Source organism: Chryseobacterium sp. GM_Chr_2 (genome assembly GCF_026540445.1).
In the GTDB taxonomy this organism is placed as follows: Bacteria; Bacteroidota; Bacteroidia; order Flavobacteriales; family Weeksellaceae; genus Chryseobacterium.
Genome location: NZ_JALNUD010000002.1, coordinates 1 through 19717, shown reverse-complemented (window position 1 = coordinate 19717; position 19717 = coordinate 1). Strand labels below are relative to the sequence as shown.

Here is a 19717-nt window from a genome sequence, read left to right as displayed (position 1 = left end):
ATTTCACTCTTGAAATGGTCTTTTTTTTATTTTAAAATGTAAATATTTTATTCATAAAAATTAATTTATTCAACTTTATTCACTTTTTCATTTCGATAATAATATTTCAATATCTTTACTAAAAACAAAACATAAAGATGACGACACGTAGAGATTTCATTAAAACAACAGCATTGGCAAGTTTTGGTGCTCTTGTTTTACCCAGTTCATTATTTTCATATTCTAAAGGTTTCGCAGCAGATAAAAAAGTTCGTGTAGGCTTCATTGGCGTTGGCTTGCGAGGTCAGGAGCACGTAAAACTTTTAGCAAAAAGAGATGATGTGGAAGTCGTGGCATTTGCTGATCCCAGTAAAATAATGCTGGCTGCATCTCAAAAAATCCTGAAAGACAATAATAAAGCAGCGGCGAAAGAGTTTTCAAACGGAGAATATGATTACCGAAACCTTTTAAAGCTCAATATTGATGCCGTAGTGATTGCAACCCCTTGGGAATGGCACCTTACACAAGGTGTCGAAGCGATGAAAGCTAAAAAAATTGTAGGAATGGAAGTTTCCGGAGCGATAAAACTGGAAGATTGCTGGGAATTTGTAAAGGCTTATGAAGAAACAAAAGTTCCGATTTTTATGATGGAAAATGTTTGTTACCGACGAGATATTATGGCAGTTTTAAACATGGTTCGTAAAGGAATGTTCGGAGAATTGGTTCATGGAAGGGGCGGTTATCAACACGATTTACGCGACGTTTTATTCAATGATGGAATTACACCTTACAAATCAGGGGTAGAATTTGGTGCAAAAGGTTTCAGCGAGGCAAAATGGCGTACTGAACATTATGTAAAAAGAAATGGCGAACTCTACCCTACCCACGGGCTCGGGCCTATTGCCATGACGATGAATATTAACAGAGGAAACAGATTAACCAGACTTTCTTCATTCTCATCAAAAGCGGTCGGTTTGCATAAATATATTGTGGAACATCCAAAAGGTGGCGAAAATCATCCGAATGCAAAAGTGAAATTCAATCAAGGTGATATTGTGACCACACAAATTGCCTGTGAAAATGGTGAAACCATACTTTTAACGCATGACACGAGCCTTCAAAGGCCTTACGATTTAGGTTTCCGAGTTCAAGGAACGGAAGGAATCTGGCAGGATTTCGGTTGGGGCGATTTTAATCAGGGGCATATTTATTTTGAAAAAACCATGAATCACACCCACAAATGGGACAATTCTGAACAATGGTTAAAAGACAACGACCATCCGATGTGGAAAAAGTTTGAAAGTAAAGCAACAGGCGCGGGACATGGAGGAATGGACTTTTTCGTTATGAATACTTTCATTGAATGTATCAAAAGAAACATAGAATTCCCGATGGATGTGTATGACTTGGCGACATGGTATTCTATCACGCCACTGAGCGAAAAATCAATACAAAAAAGTGGACAGGCAATTGATATTCCTGATTTCACCAAAGGACAATGGAAAAACCGTAAACCTGTATTTGGAATGACCGATGAATTCTAAGAAAACAGTACTCATATTAGCCGGCGGACTCGGAAGCCGATACAAAGGATTAAAGCAAGTCGACGGAATTTTAGATAACAACTCGCCTATTTTGGAGTATTCTATTTATGATGCGCTGGAAGTGGGTTTCAATAAAATCGTGATCATTATCAACCGTTTTATCCCCGAAAGCTATATTGAAAGGCTTGAAAATATTTCTAAGTTAAAAAACTTTGAACTTCATTGGGTTTATCAAGATATGGAAAAATATGTTCCGGAAAATATTGACTTTGAAGATCGAAAAAAACCTTGGGGAACTGGTCATGCCATTTTATGTGCAAAAGAGGTAATTAATGAGCCTTTTGTAATGATTAATGCTGATGATTTTTACGGCAAAAAAATATACAGCTTAGCGGCACAGGAAATCGACTGGAGAAATATTTCTGAGCAGCAATTTGAAATGATTGCCTACCCCATCGAAACAACATTAAGTGATAACGGAACCGTAGCAAGAGGAATTTGCACAATAGATTCTGAGAATTTCTTGGTGAATGTTGATGAACAAACTTCTATCCGAAAAGAAAATAATTCAATAATTTACACTGAAAACGGAAAAAATATTAAAATAAATTCTGACACTTTGGTTTCCATGAATTTTCTGATATTTCATCATAAAATATTCACTTATCTCGAAACTTATTTTAATGAATTTTTGAATTCAAAACCTGCGATTACGGAAGAATTTTATATTCCGCTTGCTGTTCAGAAAATGATTGATTCCAATAAAATAAGAGTGTTGGTAAAAAAATCGCCTTCTATTTGGAAGGGGATGACATACCCTGAAGATAAAATCATTTTGAAGGATTTTTTAGAAAACGAAATTCAGAACAAAATATATCCTGTAGATTTATGGAATTAAAAAATATTGTTCAAGAATTCATTTGTACCGAAAATTATAAAATTTCTCCGATAACCAATGGATTGATCAATTCCACCTATCTTTTGGAAGACCTTGATAAAAAGGAAAAATATATTCTTCAGAAGATCAATACTTCAATTTTCAAAAACCCGGAAACCATTATTCATAATCATTTAGAAATAAATAATCTTCTTCAAAAGAGTGATTACCATCTGAAAATGGTGAATCCTATTCATTCAATTTCAAATCAATATTTAATTAAAACTAAAAATGGAGAAGCATGGAGAATGCTCAGTTTTATTGAAAACAGTACAACCTTTTTAAAAGTTTCGGATAAAAAAACGGCTTACGAAGCAGCGAAAACTTTTGGTTATTTTTTGAATATCATTAATTCAGAATCAATTGTAAATATCAAAGAAACGCTTCCTGATTTCATCAATTTTGAAAAAAGGATGGCTGATTATAATATTTCGTTAAAAACTGCTTCTGAAACTTTCCTGAAAAATTCTGAAAAAGAAATTGAATTGATAAATCAATTGCTGGATCTACCGGAAAAATGGATTGATATGGAAAAAACTCAACTTCTTCCAAAGAGAATTATTCATGCAGATCCGAAAATAAGCAATATTCTTTTTGATCACAATAATGATCCTTTAGCCGTTATAGACCTCGATACAATCATGATTTCGACGATTTTATATGATTTTGGAGACATGATTCGATCCTACACGAACACTACAGACGAAGACGACGGTAATTCTGAAAATAATTTTGATTCTGAAATTTATAAGGCTGTAAAAGATGGTTTTTTATTCCATTTGAAGAAAAATCTAACAAATATTGAGATTGAAAATCTGGATTATGCATCGCAAGTCGTTATTTACATTCAGGCAGTGCGATTTTTAACGGATTATCTGAATGGAGATATTTATTATTCAACAAAATATACTGAACATAATTTGGATCGAACTAGAAATCAATTGATGCTTTTGAGAGGATTGAGGGGATTTTTGAATAAAACGTTATAAATACTTCGACTTTGCTCAGCATAACATGCCTAATACTAACTGATTTTTGATATGTCTCTCGCAGATTTAGCAGATTACGCAGATTTTTTAATTTTAATTATCCTTAATCATCTGCTGAATTCGCGAGAGATTTACCCTTTATAAAAACTTTAAAATAGCCTTCCATTCCTCTAGCTTTTTTTCAAACGAAATGGTGTGAAGCGGACTGGTTGACGGCAGAACATAGAAAGGAATTCTAAAATCTTTACCTAAAACTTTCTGCAAATTTTTAAATGATTTTCCGCCATTGCAAAAAATGGTTTGTATGTTAGGAAATTCCTCTAAAAGTTCTGCAATTTGGTTGGCTTCTTCATTTTTTATTTCAGAATCTAAACTTCCTTTTCTCTCGCAGGAATCGATAACGTCCCAAAGTGCAATATGATGTTTTTTCAAAATATTAATTCTTTCGGCGTAATCTTCGGTAAAGTTTTCATTAAATAATTCGAAAATAATTTTCCAGAATTTATTTTGAGGATGAGCGTAATATTGCTGTTTTTCTAATGATTTTACACCGGGAATTGAACCTAGAATTATAATTTTAGAATCTTTGTCGATGATGGGTGGAAAAGAAAATATTCTGTCTTGCATGGATTAAATATATTTTGGCTAAAGCCATTGAAATATTATAAACAAAAAGCGGGCTAAAGCCCGCTCCTATTGATATTTTTAGTCGTTTTTACATTATGATAAACTTTAAAACCACCCCGTCAAAAATTCTTCCGAATTTTCGCCACCCCTCCAAAGGATGGAAATTGTTTATGATTACAAAGTTTCCTTTAACCAATCAAAGAATTCTCTTTGCCAAACCAAACCGTTTTGAGGATGTAAAACCCAGTGATTTTCGTTCGGGAAGTACACTAATTTTGATTTCAACCCTCTCAGTTTTGCAGCCTGGAAAGCTTCCTGACCTTGTTCGTAAGGAACTCTGAAGTCAATTCCGCCCTGAACGATCATAATTGGCTTGTTCCATTTATCTACAAAATTACTTGGATTAAATTCTGTATATGCTTTTGGAAGCGGCTTTTCCCAAGGAGAACCTAAATCCCAATTGGCAAACCAAAGTTCTTCCGTAGTTAAATACCAAGATTTCATATCAAATAATCCATCGTGCGCAATGAATGTTTTAAATCTGTTTTCGTGAATGCCGGCTAACATAAATACACTGTATCCTCCATAACTCGCACCAACAGCAGCTACTCTTTCCCCATCAACATAAGGTAAAGTTTTCGCATAATCTGTTGCTGCCAAATAATCTCTCATCGGCTGGCCACCCCAATCTCTTGAAATTTCCTCGTTCCATTTTGTTCCCCAACCCGGCATTCCGCGACGGTTTGGAGCAACCACGATATATCCGTTTGCAGCCATTAAAGCAAAATTCCACCTTACGCTGAAAAATTGAGTCAATGCAGATTGAGGGCCTCCCTGGCAATATACAAGAGTCGGATATTTTTTATTCGGATCAAAGTTTGGCGGATAGTGGAACCAAACGCCCATTTCTTTTCCGTCTGAAGTTTTTACCATTTTCAACTCAGATTTTCCCTGAGCTAAATTGGCGTAAGTATCTTTATTAGCTTCCGTAACCTGCTTCATTTCTCCGTTTTTCAAGTTGACAGAGAAAAGATCTGTTGCATGGTTTATATCGGTTCTTCCTACTAGAAGGGTATTTTTCTGATCAGCAAAAATTTCATTTACATCAAAATCACCTTTGGTTATTTGCTGAACTTTAGCATTTTTAGCATCTAAAGAAAATAATTGTTTTGTTCCTCTGAAAGCCGCTGTAAAATAAATTGTTTTGGAATCTCCAGCCCAGAAAACATCGCCGGAAACGCTCTCGTCCCAAGCAGCCGTAAGATTTGTAGTTTTCCCAGATTTCCAATCCATGATTTTTACATCATTTTTATCCGCTTCATAACCGTCTCTGGCCATACTTTGCCAGATCAGTGATTTTCCGTCAGGACTGAATTTTGGATTTACATCGTATCCTTTATTCGTTTCAGTTAAATTTTTTGTTGATCCTGAAGCTAAGTCGTAAGCAAAAATATCTGTGTTTGTGCTTGTAGAATATGCTGCACCACTTTTAGGTTTTGTAACATATAAAAGTTGTGAAGAATCCGGGCTCCAGATGAAATCTTCAGCACCACCGAAAGGTCTTTGCGGAGAATCCCACATTTTTCCTTCCAACAAATCTTTTGCTGAATCTACAGCAGATGAAGTATTCACTACAAAAACATGGTTGTATTTCCCTTCGTTAAAGTAATCCCAATGTCTGTGGTTCAAATCGGTATATACCTGAGCCGTCGTTTTCGGAGTATCAGAGAATTTGTCTTTCCCCATTACTTTTTCCACCAAAACCTGCTTGCTGAAAGCAATTTTTTTCCCGTCCGGAGAAATTACAATATTATCGGCATCACCAATGGTATAAAACTCAGACCAGGTTTTTCCGCTGTCTTTTGACAAGAAAATTTTATCGCCTTCCTGAGCATAAATTCCGTTTTTATCCCACTGAATAAGGGCTTTTTTACCGAAATCTATTTTGGTAGACTGATGATTAAGAACGTTTAGAAAATAGTTCTCACTTTTTGTTTTTTCTGTTTTCAGATCCGTTTGCCCTACTTTATAAATAAGAGAAGACTGATCTGGCGAAACTGCCTGTACCCCCACTTTCTTCAAAGTCCATAGGATCTCAGGCGTCATTAACTGTTGTGCATTCATTAAAAGCGGAGCTGCCAAAGCCAGCAGACTGTACTTAAGTTTCATATAAAATTCATTTTTAACAGACGATGAAATCAGGCTGATCTCATCAATTCCAATTTAATTCAAAGATTGCCAAAGTTAATTATTTAAAATAAAAACCCGATAGTGATTTCATAATTATCTTATCAAACAAAAATCCACCAATTAATAACTGATGGATTTTCTATAATTTGATATGAAGTTTTCTGTTTGATTAATCTCCGTCCGAGAACATCGAATTGGCAAGAGAAGTAATGATGGAAAGCAAAATACTGAAGATAAATGCCCACCAGAAACCATCTACTTTCATCGAATCAATGAAATAATCGGCGATAAGGATGATAATTGCGTTGATAACCAAAGCGAAAAATCCTAGTGTTATGATGGTAAGTGGCAAACCGAACAAGCTTAAAACCGGCTTTACAATTAAGTTTAAAATACCTAAAACTATTGCGAATATAACAGCCGTTGAAAATCCGTCGAAATGTACTCCCGGTAAAATTTTCGTTAAAAGAAAAGCCACAATGGCCGTAATCAAAAGTCGAAGAATCAAGTTCATAATGTTTGATTTTTTTAATGTTTATAGGACTTACCGAGCAAAAGGCATTCCAAATAACTCTAAAAATCACAACCATGTCTTTAACCCATGAAAATAATTAGTTTACATTTAAAATTTAATTAAAAAAATCAATTTATTAAAAAACGAAAGAGCCATCCGTACAGTGAATGACTCTTTCAACATATAAAGAATTCTAGCTTTATTTTACTGCGGAATATTTATTCTTTTCCTTTAAATAATGGATGAGCTCTTTTGGTCTGTCGGTCTGAATAATGTTGATATTATTTTTAAGATACCATTCATAGGCATCCGGTTTTTCCAGCACCAAATCATCGTAATGACCGGCACTCAGCTGCGGCCAGAGAGAATTGATCCAAACTCGGGCTCCTTTATCCTGTACTTTTTTAAAATCTATTAAATGGCTTTCGTCTTTACCTAACGTGAATTCAAAACCATATACTTTATAGTTTTTCAGGTAGTTATTTATTTTATCCCAACCTTCATTTTCGCTTAATCTTACAATTGGCATAAAGTGAATTTCATTCTTTATTTTTCCATATTTCAAATTAAATTCATCATAATTTGCCACTCCTTTGAAAAGAATCTGATCAAACATATTCCTTTTCTTTAAAATCGGATACACCAAATCAAAATAATCAAACGCTTTATCGAGATTGATGAAAATTTTACCGTCTGTAAGATCTAAAACCTCATCCAAAGTCGGAACTTTCATCTGTGTGGGAGAACCTACGCCATCCCTCAAATACATTTCTTTAATTTCTGCCAATGTATAATCCGAAGGTTTACCTTTTCCGGTGGTGGTTCTGTCGATGGTATTATCGTGCATTAAGATCAGAACATTATCTTTTGTTAATGCCAAATCTATTTCCACCATATCAATTCCTTTCTCCATTGCCTTTTTAATCGCCATGATGGAGTTTTCGGGAGCTTCCCTCCAATCTGCTCTGTGGGCGACTACCATCACTTTATCTTTTGGAAATTTGCTTAATGAAATCTGTGCATAGGCAGTAACAGAAACGCATAAAAGCAAAAGAAAAGAAGCAATCTGAGTCGTTTTAAAATTATTTTTCGCCATAATTCAATTTTATATTAATATCCCGGATTTTGCTTGATCGCAGGATCTGTATTAATCTGATCCTGAGGCACAGGCATTATCAAATTATGAGATTTTATCGATGCTGTAGAATATCCGGGTGTATTCTGGAAATAATTGGTCATTACAGAAATCGCTTTTCCTGTTCTCACCAAATCAAACCATCTGTGGCCTTCACCTACTAACTCTTTTCTTCTTTCCAAGGCAATTTCATCAAGCAAAGCTGTTTGAGTGGTAAGGTTTACATTAGAAATTCCCGCTCTGGTTTTTATTTTATTTAAATATAAATTAGCATTCATAAAATCATTTGCCTGTGCATAACATTCTGCCATCAAAAGATATACATCTGCCAAACGAAGCACCACCACATTGCTTCCTCCGTCTGCAACAGCAGCAGATGTTTTCACCAATTTTTTGGTATAAGGAACATTATTGGTGGTAATACCTAAATAAGCATCTCTTCTGTTTTTATCATCACTTCCAAAAAGAGAATAAATTTCTTTTGTAGGAAGATTATGCCCTTTAGCTCCCGGTACAAATCCTGAAGGACTGAACATTTGATAGGCCTGGCTTCCTTCTGTATTACCGTTTAGCCCTGAAGCAAACTGAACATCAAAAATAATTTCAGCATTATTTTTATTAGCTGGATCAAAAATTTTACTTATATCAGTAGGCACCAATAATTGATATCCTAAACTTTCTACCTGTTTAAAATAAGGTAAAGCTTCGCTAAATTTATTTCTGGTAACCAATACTTTCCCTAAAATTCCCAAAGCAGCGCCTTTTGTTACTCTACCGTTCTGAGCCGCTTTTGCAGGCAATAAATTAATTGCATCTTTCAACTCAGTTTCAATGAAATTATAAACGGTTTCGGAAGACGTTCTTCCCTGTCCGAAATATTCATTCACATCTACCGTTTCCTTTGTCGCTAAAGGCACATCTCCAAAAATTCTAACCAAATTGAAATACATTAAAGCCCGTAAAAACTTTACTTCACCTGTTCTATAATTTTTCAGCGTTTGATCCATCGATACAGCGCCAATTCTATTCAATACAATATTTGCCTGCTGAATTCCTATATAATTGTCTTTCCAGGTACTTGAAATCAACGAATTATTGGGTTGAATGGTAAAAAAATCAAACTCACCGTAGGTAAAACTGTCGTTTGCCGGAACCTCATCAAATGTATTATCAGAAGGAATTTCACCAATTGCCAACATTGCCAACTGATATTGCCCATTGTATTGTAACGAAGCATAAACAGAGTTCACCCCTTGCTCCAACTGTGCCTGATTCTGATAAAAAAGAGCCGTTTGTTTAATACTTTCAGGAGCCGTATTCAGTACATCAGAAGAACATGACTGTAATAAAACGATGGCTAATAATGGTATATATAATTTTTTCATTTATTTAAAATTTAATTAAAAACATTCAGATTAAAATTTCATATTCATTCCGAAAGAATACGTTCTGGCTACCGGATAATATCCGTTGTCATATCCTTGTGTTAAAACACTGTCTGAGTTCGCATCTAAGTTTTGACCTTTGTAAGAAGTGAAAGTCAACAAGTTATTCCCCATAAAGTACAATTGAATAGATCTTACCTTTAAAGCTGATGTTAAACTTTCCGGAAGATTATAAGCCAATCTTAAAGATCTCAGTCTTACATAATCCCCATTTTTAAAGAAAATGCTTGATGTTCTCGCTTCTTTTCTGTTGTTTGAAAAGTTCATGTTCGGCATTGCATATGTTCCATTCGGATTGGTAACAGGATTGTATCGGTTATCAAAATATTCCTGATTTGCAACCCCAAAACCTTCTCCGGATTCTGTAATACTCACCTGATCTCCGTTGTAAATTTTTCGCCCTAATTCACTATATAAAGTAAAATTTAATTCAAAGTTTTTATACTTAAATGAATTGGTAAAACCCATCACATATTTTGGAATTCCAGATCCAAAGCTTTTCTTATCATTAGCATCAATCTTTCCATCTTTATTGATATCCTCCATGATATAATCTCCAACCATTGTACCTTCGATGTGAGGCGAATTATTAATTTCTGCCTGTGTTTTATACACCCCAAGAATATTATATCCGTACATTTCCGCGATAGAACCTCCTACTTTTGTCACCGAGAAATTGTTTGCACCTGTCACAATCTGAGTCTGATTATCTGCTAAAGCCAATACTTTATTTTTGTTTGCCGAGAAGCTTAAATTATTAGAATATTCAAAATCATCCCCGATATGAACTGGTCTTAATGATAACTGAAGTTCCAAACCTGTATTCCTGATCTTCCCGATATTCTGAAGAGCCGTTGTATAACCCGATTGCTGAGGAACCGGAACATCAAGAAGCAATCCGTTTCTGTTTAAAATATAATAATCTGCAGAAACATTTAAATATTTATTAAATAAAGAGAAATCGATCCCGAAATTGGTAGATTCAGATTTTTCCCAAGACAAATTCACGTTTGCCGGCGTGTTCGAACGGTATCCCGGAGCTAATATTCCACCAAAAACATAGTTCTCAGGTGTCATTAATGACATTGCACCGAAGTTTGGAATCTGGTTGTTTCCATTGGTTCCTAAACTAAATCTAAATTTAACGGGATCAATGAATTTATTTTTCGGGAAGAAGCTTTCATTACTCAACGTCCAACCTAAAGATAGCGCGTAGAAATCTCCCCATTTTGTATTTGCTCCGAATCGCGAAGAACCGTCTCTTCTGTAAGATGCCATGAAGCTGTATCTGCTGTCGTAGCTATAATTAAATCTCGAAAAATAAGACAATAATGCCCAGGTATAATCGGTAGCATCGATTTTAAAAGAGCTTCCTCCTGAAATATTTTCAAGGCTGTTATCCGGAAAACCGGCCGCCAATGTTACGACTTGGTTAGACTGCTCTTTCTGAAAAGACTGTCCGGCAATAACGTTAAATGAATGGTTGTCTAGTTTTTTATCAAAAGTTAATAAATTTTCAATCAAATAATTTTTAGTAATATATTCCGTTCTGCTTGCTGAGGCAACATCAACATTGGCCGCTGTTCTATAACTTCCCACTGTAGAAGGTTTAAAAAAGTTATATTCATAGCTTGAATAATCTCCTCCTGCAGAAACTTTATATCTGAAATCCTTTAAAAAGTTCCATTCTGCGAAAATATTTCCGAATGTCTTAAATAAAGTATATTTCCTTTTCGTCATTTCTGCAATAGCCACAGGATTTTCTACTAAAGCACCGTCATAAGGACCATTCTCTCTAATCTCTTGAGAAATCAAAAGATTTCCGTTTGCATCTCTTGGAGAAAAGAAAGGATACATGGTACTCGCCATTTGCAGCAAATTATATGTTCTTCCTCCATTTACCATGTCAAAAAGTTCACCTTTCGCGAAAGATGGTGTCATGGAAACTCCAAACTTTAATTTATCTGTAATATTCGTGCTTAAATTGATATTTCCCGAATATTTTTCATATCCTGTTCCGATCAATAACCCTTTTTGATTCAAATAACTTCCGGTAAATGAATATTTTGTTTTTTCATTTCCCCCCAATACGTTGAATGCTGTATTACTCATCGGGGCGGGTTTCAAAACTGTGGAATACCAATCTGTATCGGTAAGTCCCGGTTGTTTATTAAGATAAGGAATCAGATAATTCGGAATTAATTCTCTTAAAGTAGCTCCTTTTGCTACTCTCGTCGCATTATCATCAGAGGCACTTCTCCCCGCTCCTTTTGAAAGATAATTGTTATCTCTGGCTTCTTTCATGTAAGTCGCCATATCATAAGCGTTCACAAACTTTTCGTTATCACTTCTGGTCTGAATTCCGTAATAAGAATCCAAAGTATACTCAAGCTTGCCTTTTTTTCCTTCTTTGGTCTGAATCAAAACCACACCATTCGCCCCTCTGGAACCATAAATTGCTGTTGAAGCCGCATCTTTCAATACATCAATTGAAGCAATTGAATTGGGATCGATTGAATTTAAGTTAGTGCCTTCTGTTAAAGGAAAACCATCAACAACAATCAGCGGATTAGCACCTGCTGTTAATGTTCCCACACCACGTACACGAATTGTGGGCGAAGAACCCGGCGTTGCATTTGCCTGCGTTACCTGAATTCCCGTTGCTTTACCGGCAATCATATCTCCGAAGTTTCCTGAGGCTACACTTTTCAAATCTTTTTCAGACATGGAAGCAATGGAACCGGAAATATCTTTTTTGTTCTGCTTTCCGTATCCGATTAAAACTACTTCATCAATTTTCTTTTCTCTTTCTTTTACGGTATCGTTTTTTACCGCAGCGTTCAGATTCATTGCAATTTTCTTCGGAGCCATTTTCATTGCGGTTCTTCTGGCTGTGATAATATTGTTCTGAACGTTAAATTCAATCGGATAGTTTTTCTGCAGATAATCCAAAGATTTATTCAAAGATTTGTAATCTATCTTTTTATCATCTACTACAATGTCCTGAAGGTCTGAAACGGAATAAAAAACCTGTGCTTTTGTTGTTTTACTCAGTTTATCAAGCACCTTCGTTACGGGTAATCCCGCAGGGGCAGGATTCTGGAAGTACGTGTGTATTTCTTTCGCATAAGACATTTGTACTGTACACAAAATGCCAAGCATAGCAATACTAATTGCTGTTTTTTTCATAAATTTGCCAATGTTAATTTATTAAACTTTACCGGTTTCTAAATTGATCTATTAAGCATCGATACGCCAATATCGGTGCTCTTTTATTTTAAAATTATTTCTGTACTATTTTTTCTTTCTGGTTTTAAATTAAAAGGGAAACTAATCACGGAAAGTACTTCGTTAAGATTTCCGGTGAATGCTCCGCTTACTTTTTTATGACTGAATTTTTCCGGATAAGAAATCTTTATATTATATGTTTTTTCAAGTTGTTGAATGGCTTCTGCATATTCAGCATTATTAAAGGTGAAATCTTTCTGCTTTTCAGGATTATAAAAATGAACATTTTCATTTCCTTTTCCGTTGATCCAGATTTCTTTTGGAAGCAGATACGTTATTTTATTCTGATGTTCGATTTTCACTTTACCTTCGAATAATTCTACTTTTTTCTCTTCCGATTTCTGATCAAGGAAGAACTTGGTTCCCAGTACCTGAACTTTAAAATCTCCTGCCACAATTCGGAAAGGCTTTGTTTTATCTTTTGTAATGCTAAATATTCCTTTTCCTATAAAACTTACATTTCTGTCTTTCTTTCCAAAATTTTCGCTTACTATTAATTTACTGTGCGGCTGCAGCTCAATGATGCTTCCATCCGTTAACTGAAATGATTTTAAACTTTCCTTCGATTCGTAAACATATTCTTTTCTCGATTCCGTTTTTGAATGTTGAAAGGTTTTAAAAATCATTAAAAAAGCGATAAATGGTACTAAAACAGCAGCAACCCAATATATTTTTTTTTTATTTTTTTGTGTTTTAATGGTATTCTCAATCCCATTCCAGATTTTTCGGTCTGTAATATCATCCATTCTCTGATCATCGGGAATGGAGTTCCACGCATTTTCAAACTCTTCTTTTGAATTCATCCTTTTATATTATCCCAAAATAACTTTCAGATAAGTCATTTATAGTAAATACGCAGAAATGTAAAATCGTCAACCTAAAATTTTAAAATTTAACATTTGGTTAAAATTAAAAGAGGGAAATATTAAATTATGTAAGTTTTATTTTGAGTTTAAACCTGTAAAAGTTTTTCTTCTGCGAGGATCTAAGCATAGTATTAGAAAAATTCGTATTGAGTTCTGCTGGACGATAAACTTTGTGACTCAATTTATTATTGAGATTGCTTCACCTTCGGTTCGCAATGACAATCGAACTCTATTCATATTCTATGGAAAGACAAACATTGTAATTATTTCCCAAATATTAAATGAATGACCGCATCCCTAGCCCAGATTGAAGTATTTGTTTGAGCTCATTTCGATAGGTTTCGGCGCGGCAGCTTCGCTGCCGCGCCGAAACCTATCGAAATAGCGAGTGCGGAAAGCTGGAAAAAGCTTCTAAAAAATATAAAACAACAATTTCATGAAGTCAAAAAGCTTCAAATAAAAAATGTAATTCAGCAATAAAAATTACTGAAGATTGATTTTAAGAAAAGAAATCGCCTTGTTGATTTGCTTACCAATAGCAGTTTTGGAAACATTATTTTCCTTTGCCAATTGAGAATAACTGGCGTTTTCTATGGTATGCTGAACGAATAATTTTTTAGTTTTTTGCGGAAGTTTATCCAAAAGGCTTTCAATCTGTGAAATTTGTTCATCTTTTACAGATTCATCCAAAATTTCATCTTCGCTGTCTTTAATGATGATTTGCTCTGAAGATACAAACTGAAGCTTATTTTTACGGTAAAAATTAGCAACTTCCTGCTGAGATGTTTTGAAAATAATAGCTTCAACAGATACTTTTTCAGCTTTTTCAAGATGTTTCCAAACGTGCACAAAGATATCCTGAACTACATCTTCCACGTCTTCATCTCTCTGAATGTATTTCTTAACAAAGAAATACACCCTATGCTTGTACTCAGAATATATTTTCTTGAATTGATCCATCACTGTGTTTTATAAAACAGCTTGACAAAAGTATCTATAATTAATTTTTCTAAGATTAATAGGATGTTAATTTTCCCTTTGCTGTACGAAGTAAATCTAAGAAAAACATTGTGATTGGCAAATAAAAAATATATTTCTATTAATTTGATTATTAACAATATAAAATAAACATATCAATAATTATCAAATCATTATTTTAACCATTTATTGATTTTTAGAAAAAGTTGACGCTCTGTAAACCAAGTCGGTATCCATCACAATTGTCGTGCTGGGAGTGGAAATATCTTTTATTTTATCTAAAATTAATTTTGCAGCCGCCTCGCCCATTTTTACCAAAGGTTGCTCCACACTGGTGAGTTGGGGATGAACAATGGTTGCCAGTTCGGTTCCCGAAAAACTTGCCACCGAAACTTCTTCCGGGATTTTGATACCTTTTTCGTGAAGGTAATTCATCGCTCCGATCGCCAAAGTATCTGAAAACGCAAAAATACTGTCGAATTCAACATTTTTATCAAACAGCTTTTTAATAGCATTCTTGCCATCTTCAAACATCATTCCTTCCGTCTGAATAATTAAATCCTGATTAAAAATCTGATGTTTTTCAAGAATTCTTTTATAACCATTTGCCCTTTCAATCACATTCCGGATCGTAGAAGGTCCCATTATATGAGCAATTTTTCTTTTTCCGGTATTAATCAAATGTTCTACCACCAGAGAAGCTTTAATATGATCGTCTACAATCACTTTAGAAACATCCAACGATTTACTGGGAATCCTGTCGAAGAAAACAATAGGCGTTCCACGTTCGATGATATTCTTATAAATATCTTCGTTGTAGGTTTCATGACTTAAATTAATGATAATTCCTTCCACATTAAATTCTTCCAACAACTGTAGATTTTTTCTTTCTATCAAAGGATTTTCGTCAGATTGAGTAATAATCACGCGATAGCCCAAAGGATATAAAACTTCCTGAATTCCCTGTAAAACTTTTGAGGAAAACGGGGTAATCATTTCTGGAACTACAAGCCCAATATTCTTGGATTGACCGTACTTTAAACTGATGGCAGCAGGATTTGGTTTATAGCCTAATTTTTCAGCAGCTTCTAGTACTCTTTTTTGGGTTTCGGGATTAATGTTTTTGTCATTTAAGAGCGCCCGGGAGATCGTAGACGTAGATAATAACAAAAATTTTGATAGATCTTTTATGGTAACACGCTTCATATGATGTGTTTTTTTATCAAAAATACTAAAAAAAAGTGCAATTGGGAACGTTCCCTAATCTTTGGGAACGTTCCCGTTGCTCATTTGTTAATAAAAACTCTCAACGAATATGATTATTAATATAAGTTTAGCAAAAGATTAACGGATAATTAAAACTATATTCATATGACTATCAAACCTTATACATTTGACCCTAAAAATATAACGACAGGAATCGTACACATTGGGGTTGGAAATTTCCACAGAGCTCATGAGCAATATTATACCAATTTGATATTGAAAGAAAAAAATCAGCAGAACTGGGGAATCTGCGGAGTTTGCCTTTTACCGACTGATGAAAAAATCGTTCATCATCTTCGTTCTCAAAATCTTGATTATACGTTGACAGTTTGCGGAAGAAACGGAAAAGATGAGGTTTATAAAATAGGTTCTTTGAGAGAACTCATCTGGGGAATTGAAGATCCTCAAGCTGTTGTTGATAAAATTGCAGATCCAACTATTAAAATCATTACTTTAACGATTACGGAAGGAGGTTATAATCTGGATAAAGAAACCAATGAGTTTAATTTAAATGATGAAAAAATTAAACATGATTTAGAAAATCCAACCCAGCCATCCACCGTTTTCGGATTTATAGCAGAAGGTCTTCGTCAGAGAAAAAACAAAGGAAACGGCAGCATCACAATTTTATCCTGCGACAACCTTCAGCACAACGGAAATACAACGAAAAAAGCTTTTACGACTTTCATCGAAGCTCAAGACAAAGATCTGGCAGAATGGATGAAATCTAACGTCACTTTCCCGAACAGTATGGTAGACAGAATTACTCCTGCGACGACTCCCGAAGATGTGGAAAGATTAAACAAAAAAAGCGGAATTGATGACAAAGCGCCAGTTTACTGCGAAGACTTCGTACAATGGGTAATTGAAGATAATTTTATTGCCGGAAGACCCAACTGGGAAAATGTAGGCGTAGAATTTACGGATGATGTGACTGCTTTTGAAAACATGAAACTCAGCCTTCTTAACGCTTCTCATATGATGCTTTCTTATCCATCATTTTTAAAAGGGTATAGAAAAGTTGATGAGGCGATGCAGGATAAAAGTATTGTGAAATTTATCCGTGATTATATGGATATTGATATTACACCGTATGTTCCGGCACCTAAAAATACAGATCTTGACGTTTATAAGCAGACACTTATTGAAAGATTTGCCAATCACAGTGTGAGCGATCAGGTAAGCAGATTGTGTTTCGACGGAATTTCAAAGCTTCCTGTTTATATCATGCCAAATCTTATCAAAATGGTAAATGATTATAAGAACCTTACCCGAGTAGCCTTCCTTTTTGCTTCTTACAGACATTATTTGAAATATAAAGTGGATGATAAAGGGCATTCTTTTGAAATTGCAGAACCTTGGCTGGGAGAAAAAGATGAAAAATTAATTTCAAGTGATAATGCATTGGATTTCTTAGATTTATCACCTTTCAAAAGCATAGATCTTAAATCTGCGAATAAATTTGTAGCATTATATCAGAAATTTACAGAAGAAATAAAAAATAATGGTGCAGGAGAAACATTAGAATCAATACTATAAAAAACAAACACATATGATCGTAAATTCAGACGTAAAATCCTTGAATACAAAGGAAACCGGCAGCGTATTTCCGTTTGCTATTATTACCTTTATTTATTTCATTGTCGGATTTTTAACCACCGTTAATGAGCAGCTACAGGCTCCGTTGAAATTCACATTTCTTTCTCACGCAGGAAGTTTGAAAAACACATTTACCACCCTTATTTCTTTCTTTTTCTTTTTAGGATATCTCTTAAACGGAACTTTGGGAAGCAAATGGGTAAATGCTTTTGGATATAAAAATACCATTCTGAGAGGTCTATTCTTCATGATTTCAGGACTTTTCATGTATCTTCTATCTTCATGGTTCGGGACACATTATACAGATTTACAGTTTACTATAGGCGATGCCATTATACCTTTCGGATTTGTCATTTTCGTGGCAGGATCTTATTTAATGGGAACTTCAGCGGCTGTTATTCAGGTGGTGGTAAACCCTTATGCGGCTTCTTATCAGCTAAAAGGAACACAGCCCGTTCAGCGTCTGAACATTTTAACAGCCATTAATTCTATTGGAACCACTTCTGCTCCGTTCTTCGTAACAGTAGTGATGTTTAGCGGAATTTCCATTGAAAGTATTGAGATTAAACAGCTTTTACTTCCTCTTTCTGTCTTGATCGTTTGTATCCTGACCGTTATTTTAATTACGAAAAGACTTCATTTACCGGACATCGAAAACACAAGAGCCGTAGCTGGGGAAAAACTGGAAAGAAGCATTTGGTCATTCAGACATTTTGCATTGGGTGTAGTTGCTATTTTCTTTTATGTAGGAACCGAAGTTGCCATTGGAGCCAATATCAATCTTCATGCATTTGAATTAACGGAATCAGGTCACCCAATCACCTTCTTTGGAAAAACAGATATCATGATCGGCGGAATGGATCTTGGAATTCATGCCCTGCTTTCAACATTATATTGGGGTGGCTTTTTGGTAGGCAGATCTGTTTCAAGTTTCCTGAGTCATATTTCTGCGAGAACTCAGCTGGCAACAACTACTATTTTATCAACCATTTTAGCTATTGTTGCTATGATCACTCAAAATTTATGGTTTCTGGTAGCCATTGGACTTTTACATTCATCCATGTGGAGCTGCATTTATTCACTTTCTATTAAAGGATTGAATAAATATACTTCAAAAGCTTCAGGAGTTTTCATTTCTGCAGTATTCGGAGGTGCCGTTTTTACCTTAGTTCAGGGAGGATTGGCAGATGCTTTCGGATCTTGGAGATGGACGTGGATTCTTACTGTAATCTGTGAATTATTAATGCTTTCTTACGCATTATTTGGTTCAAAGATCAGAGAAAAAGATTTAATAAACAACTAATAAACCGTTCATCATTGTGTTTGTGAATTCTACATTCTGGTATTTTTATCGGATGTAGGATGCTACAACTCAACTAAACACACAAATGTTATGATTAAGACAAAAATTTTGATAATTTCATCAATTATCATTGGGACTTCTCTTTCCTTTGCCCAACAGTTACATTCCGCTTTACAACTCAGAAACAGTCATTTATGGCGCGGACTGGAAGTTTCATCAGGATTAATTTATACCGGAGATCTTCACTTGGACGGAAAAAATTTTTATGGCGGATTCTGGACAGGTGGAAATGTTGACGGTTCCTACAAAGAATTCAACAATTACATCGGTTATAAAAATAAGCATCTTACGGTTGAACTTTGGGACATTTATAACTTTTCGCCTGCAGCCACTTATAACAACAAAGAATTCTTTAATTATAATGCCAGCGAAACGGGTCGTTTCTGGGATTTGAGATCATATTATACGATTAGTGACAAACTGCCTTTAACATTAAGTTTCAATACCGTTGTTTTCGGACGCGACCGAAATAAAGAAAACACAGAGAATAAATACTCCTCTTTCGCTTCTGCGGAATATCCTGTGTATAAAAATGAAGATGAAAATCTGGAAGTTCGCGCCAGAGCGGGATATGGTTTTGCCTTTAATCATGCCGGAGAAGCAAGTAATTTTTTCGCTAAAAAAGATGGTATAACGGAAGTGAGCTTAATTGTTTCCAAAAGCTTTACCATCGCAGGCTATAAACTCCCGATCGGTATCTGGGGAATGTGGAATCCTGTGGGTAATAATGCCTATTTACAGTTTTCGGTACAGGCATTTTCTTTCTGAGCTTGAGTGTGGGAGTTTTTTTTTGGGTGAGAAGGTTTTAGAGTTGGAGCGTGAGAGTGTTGGAGTGTTTTTACTGCATCGTCAATTCGAGTGAAATTCTGAAAAGAATTTTGTATCGAGAATTTTTTGTTAAAACTCTTTATAACTGAATTAAAAAAATTATCTACAAAGTTTGTCATTTTGTAAGAATCTAAGAGCGAATATTCCTTACTTCCACTGGTATATTTAT

Annotated in this window: 15 protein-coding genes; 6 read left to right on the top strand and 9 right to left on the bottom strand. The window is 34.9% G+C overall.

Annotation, left to right across the window (positions count from 1 at the left end; genetic code table 11):
- Positions 1-137: 137 nt before the first annotated feature.
- The 3 genes from OXQ85_RS03440 to OXQ85_RS03430 are packed head-to-tail and all read left to right on the top strand — an operon-like array spanning position 138 to position 3449.
- Positions 138-1523, top strand: coding sequence for a Gfo/Idh/MocA family oxidoreductase (locus OXQ85_RS03440; RefSeq protein ID WP_267402410.1), 1386 nt, complete (start codon positions 138-140; stop codon positions 1521-1523).
- Positions 1513-2421, top strand: coding sequence for a sugar phosphate nucleotidyltransferase (locus OXQ85_RS03435; RefSeq protein WP_267402409.1), 909 nt, complete (start codon positions 1513-1515; stop codon positions 2419-2421). The genes OXQ85_RS03440 and OXQ85_RS03435 overlap by 11 nt, the downstream gene beginning before the upstream one ends.
- Positions 2412-3449: an aminoglycoside phosphotransferase family protein gene (locus tag OXQ85_RS03430; RefSeq protein ID WP_267402408.1), complete on the top strand. Its 1038-nt coding sequence runs from the start codon at positions 2412-2414 to the stop codon at positions 3447-3449. The genes OXQ85_RS03435 and OXQ85_RS03430 overlap by 10 nt, the downstream gene beginning before the upstream one ends.
- Positions 3450-3587: 138 nt before the next feature.
- Here the strand turns inward: OXQ85_RS03430 and OXQ85_RS03425 are convergent, their stop codons facing one another.
- The 9 genes from OXQ85_RS03425 to OXQ85_RS03385 all read right to left on the bottom strand — a co-directional run bounded on the left by OXQ85_RS03425 (position 3588) and on the right by OXQ85_RS03385 (position 15698).
- Positions 3588-4076 carry a DNA-deoxyinosine glycosylase gene (locus tag OXQ85_RS03425; RefSeq protein WP_267402407.1) on the bottom strand — a complete coding sequence of 163 codons (489 nt, stop codon included), beginning with the start codon at positions 4074-4076 and terminating at the stop codon, positions 3588-3590.
- A gap of 174 nt (positions 4077-4250) precedes the next feature.
- Positions 4251-6245, bottom strand: a complete 1995-nt coding sequence (locus OXQ85_RS03420; RefSeq protein WP_267402406.1) for a S9 family peptidase — start codon at positions 6243-6245, stop codon at positions 4251-4253.
- Positions 6246-6435: 190 nt separating this feature from the next.
- Complete coding sequence (locus OXQ85_RS03415) at positions 6436-6780, bottom strand: phage holin family protein (RefSeq protein WP_267402405.1); 345 nt, start codon at positions 6778-6780, stop codon at positions 6436-6438.
- Positions 6781-6979: 199 nt separating this feature from the next.
- Complete coding sequence (locus OXQ85_RS03410) at positions 6980-7876, bottom strand: glycerophosphodiester phosphodiesterase family protein (protein WP_267402404.1); 897 nt, start codon at positions 7874-7876, stop codon at positions 6980-6982.
- Between the two features lie 14 nt (positions 7877-7890).
- On the bottom strand, positions 7891-9300 hold the full coding sequence (locus OXQ85_RS03405; protein ID WP_267402403.1) for a RagB/SusD family nutrient uptake outer membrane protein: 1410 nt from the start codon (positions 9298-9300) through the stop codon (positions 7891-7893).
- 30 nt (positions 9301-9330) lie between these two features.
- Entirely contained in the window at positions 9331-12549 is a 3219-nt protein-coding gene (locus tag OXQ85_RS03400) for a TonB-dependent receptor (RefSeq protein WP_267402402.1), read from the bottom strand.
- An 83-nt stretch (positions 12550-12632) separates the two neighbouring features.
- Positions 12633-13451: a FecR family protein gene (locus OXQ85_RS03395; protein WP_267402401.1), complete on the bottom strand. Its 819-nt coding sequence runs from the start codon at positions 13449-13451 to the stop codon at positions 12633-12635.
- A gap of 546 nt (positions 13452-13997) precedes the next feature.
- Positions 13998-14474, bottom strand: coding sequence for a sigma-70 family RNA polymerase sigma factor (locus OXQ85_RS03390; RefSeq protein ID WP_267402400.1), 477 nt, complete (start codon positions 14472-14474; stop codon positions 13998-14000).
- A gap of 204 nt (positions 14475-14678) precedes the next feature.
- The gene (locus OXQ85_RS03385; protein ID WP_267402399.1) at positions 14679-15698 is read right to left on the bottom strand and encodes a LacI family DNA-binding transcriptional regulator; all 1020 of its coding nucleotides are present in this window, start codon (positions 15696-15698) and stop codon (positions 14679-14681) included.
- A 165-nt stretch (positions 15699-15863) separates the two neighbouring features.
- Between OXQ85_RS03385 and OXQ85_RS03380 the strand changes: the two genes are divergently transcribed.
- From OXQ85_RS03380 to OXQ85_RS03370, 3 genes are all read left to right on the top strand, one after another.
- Positions 15864-17297, top strand: coding sequence for a mannitol dehydrogenase family protein (locus OXQ85_RS03380; protein ID WP_267402398.1), 1434 nt, complete (start codon positions 15864-15866; stop codon positions 17295-17297).
- A 13-nt stretch (positions 17298-17310) separates the two neighbouring features.
- Complete coding sequence (locus tag OXQ85_RS03375) at positions 17311-18660, top strand: MFS transporter (protein ID WP_267402397.1); 1350 nt, start codon at positions 17311-17313, stop codon at positions 18658-18660.
- A gap of 90 nt (positions 18661-18750) precedes the next feature.
- Positions 18751-19488 (top strand): hypothetical protein, encoded by a 738-nt coding sequence (locus tag OXQ85_RS03370; RefSeq protein ID WP_267402396.1) that lies wholly within the window; start codon positions 18751-18753, stop codon positions 19486-19488.
- The last annotated feature ends 229 nt before the right edge of the window (positions 19489-19717 follow it).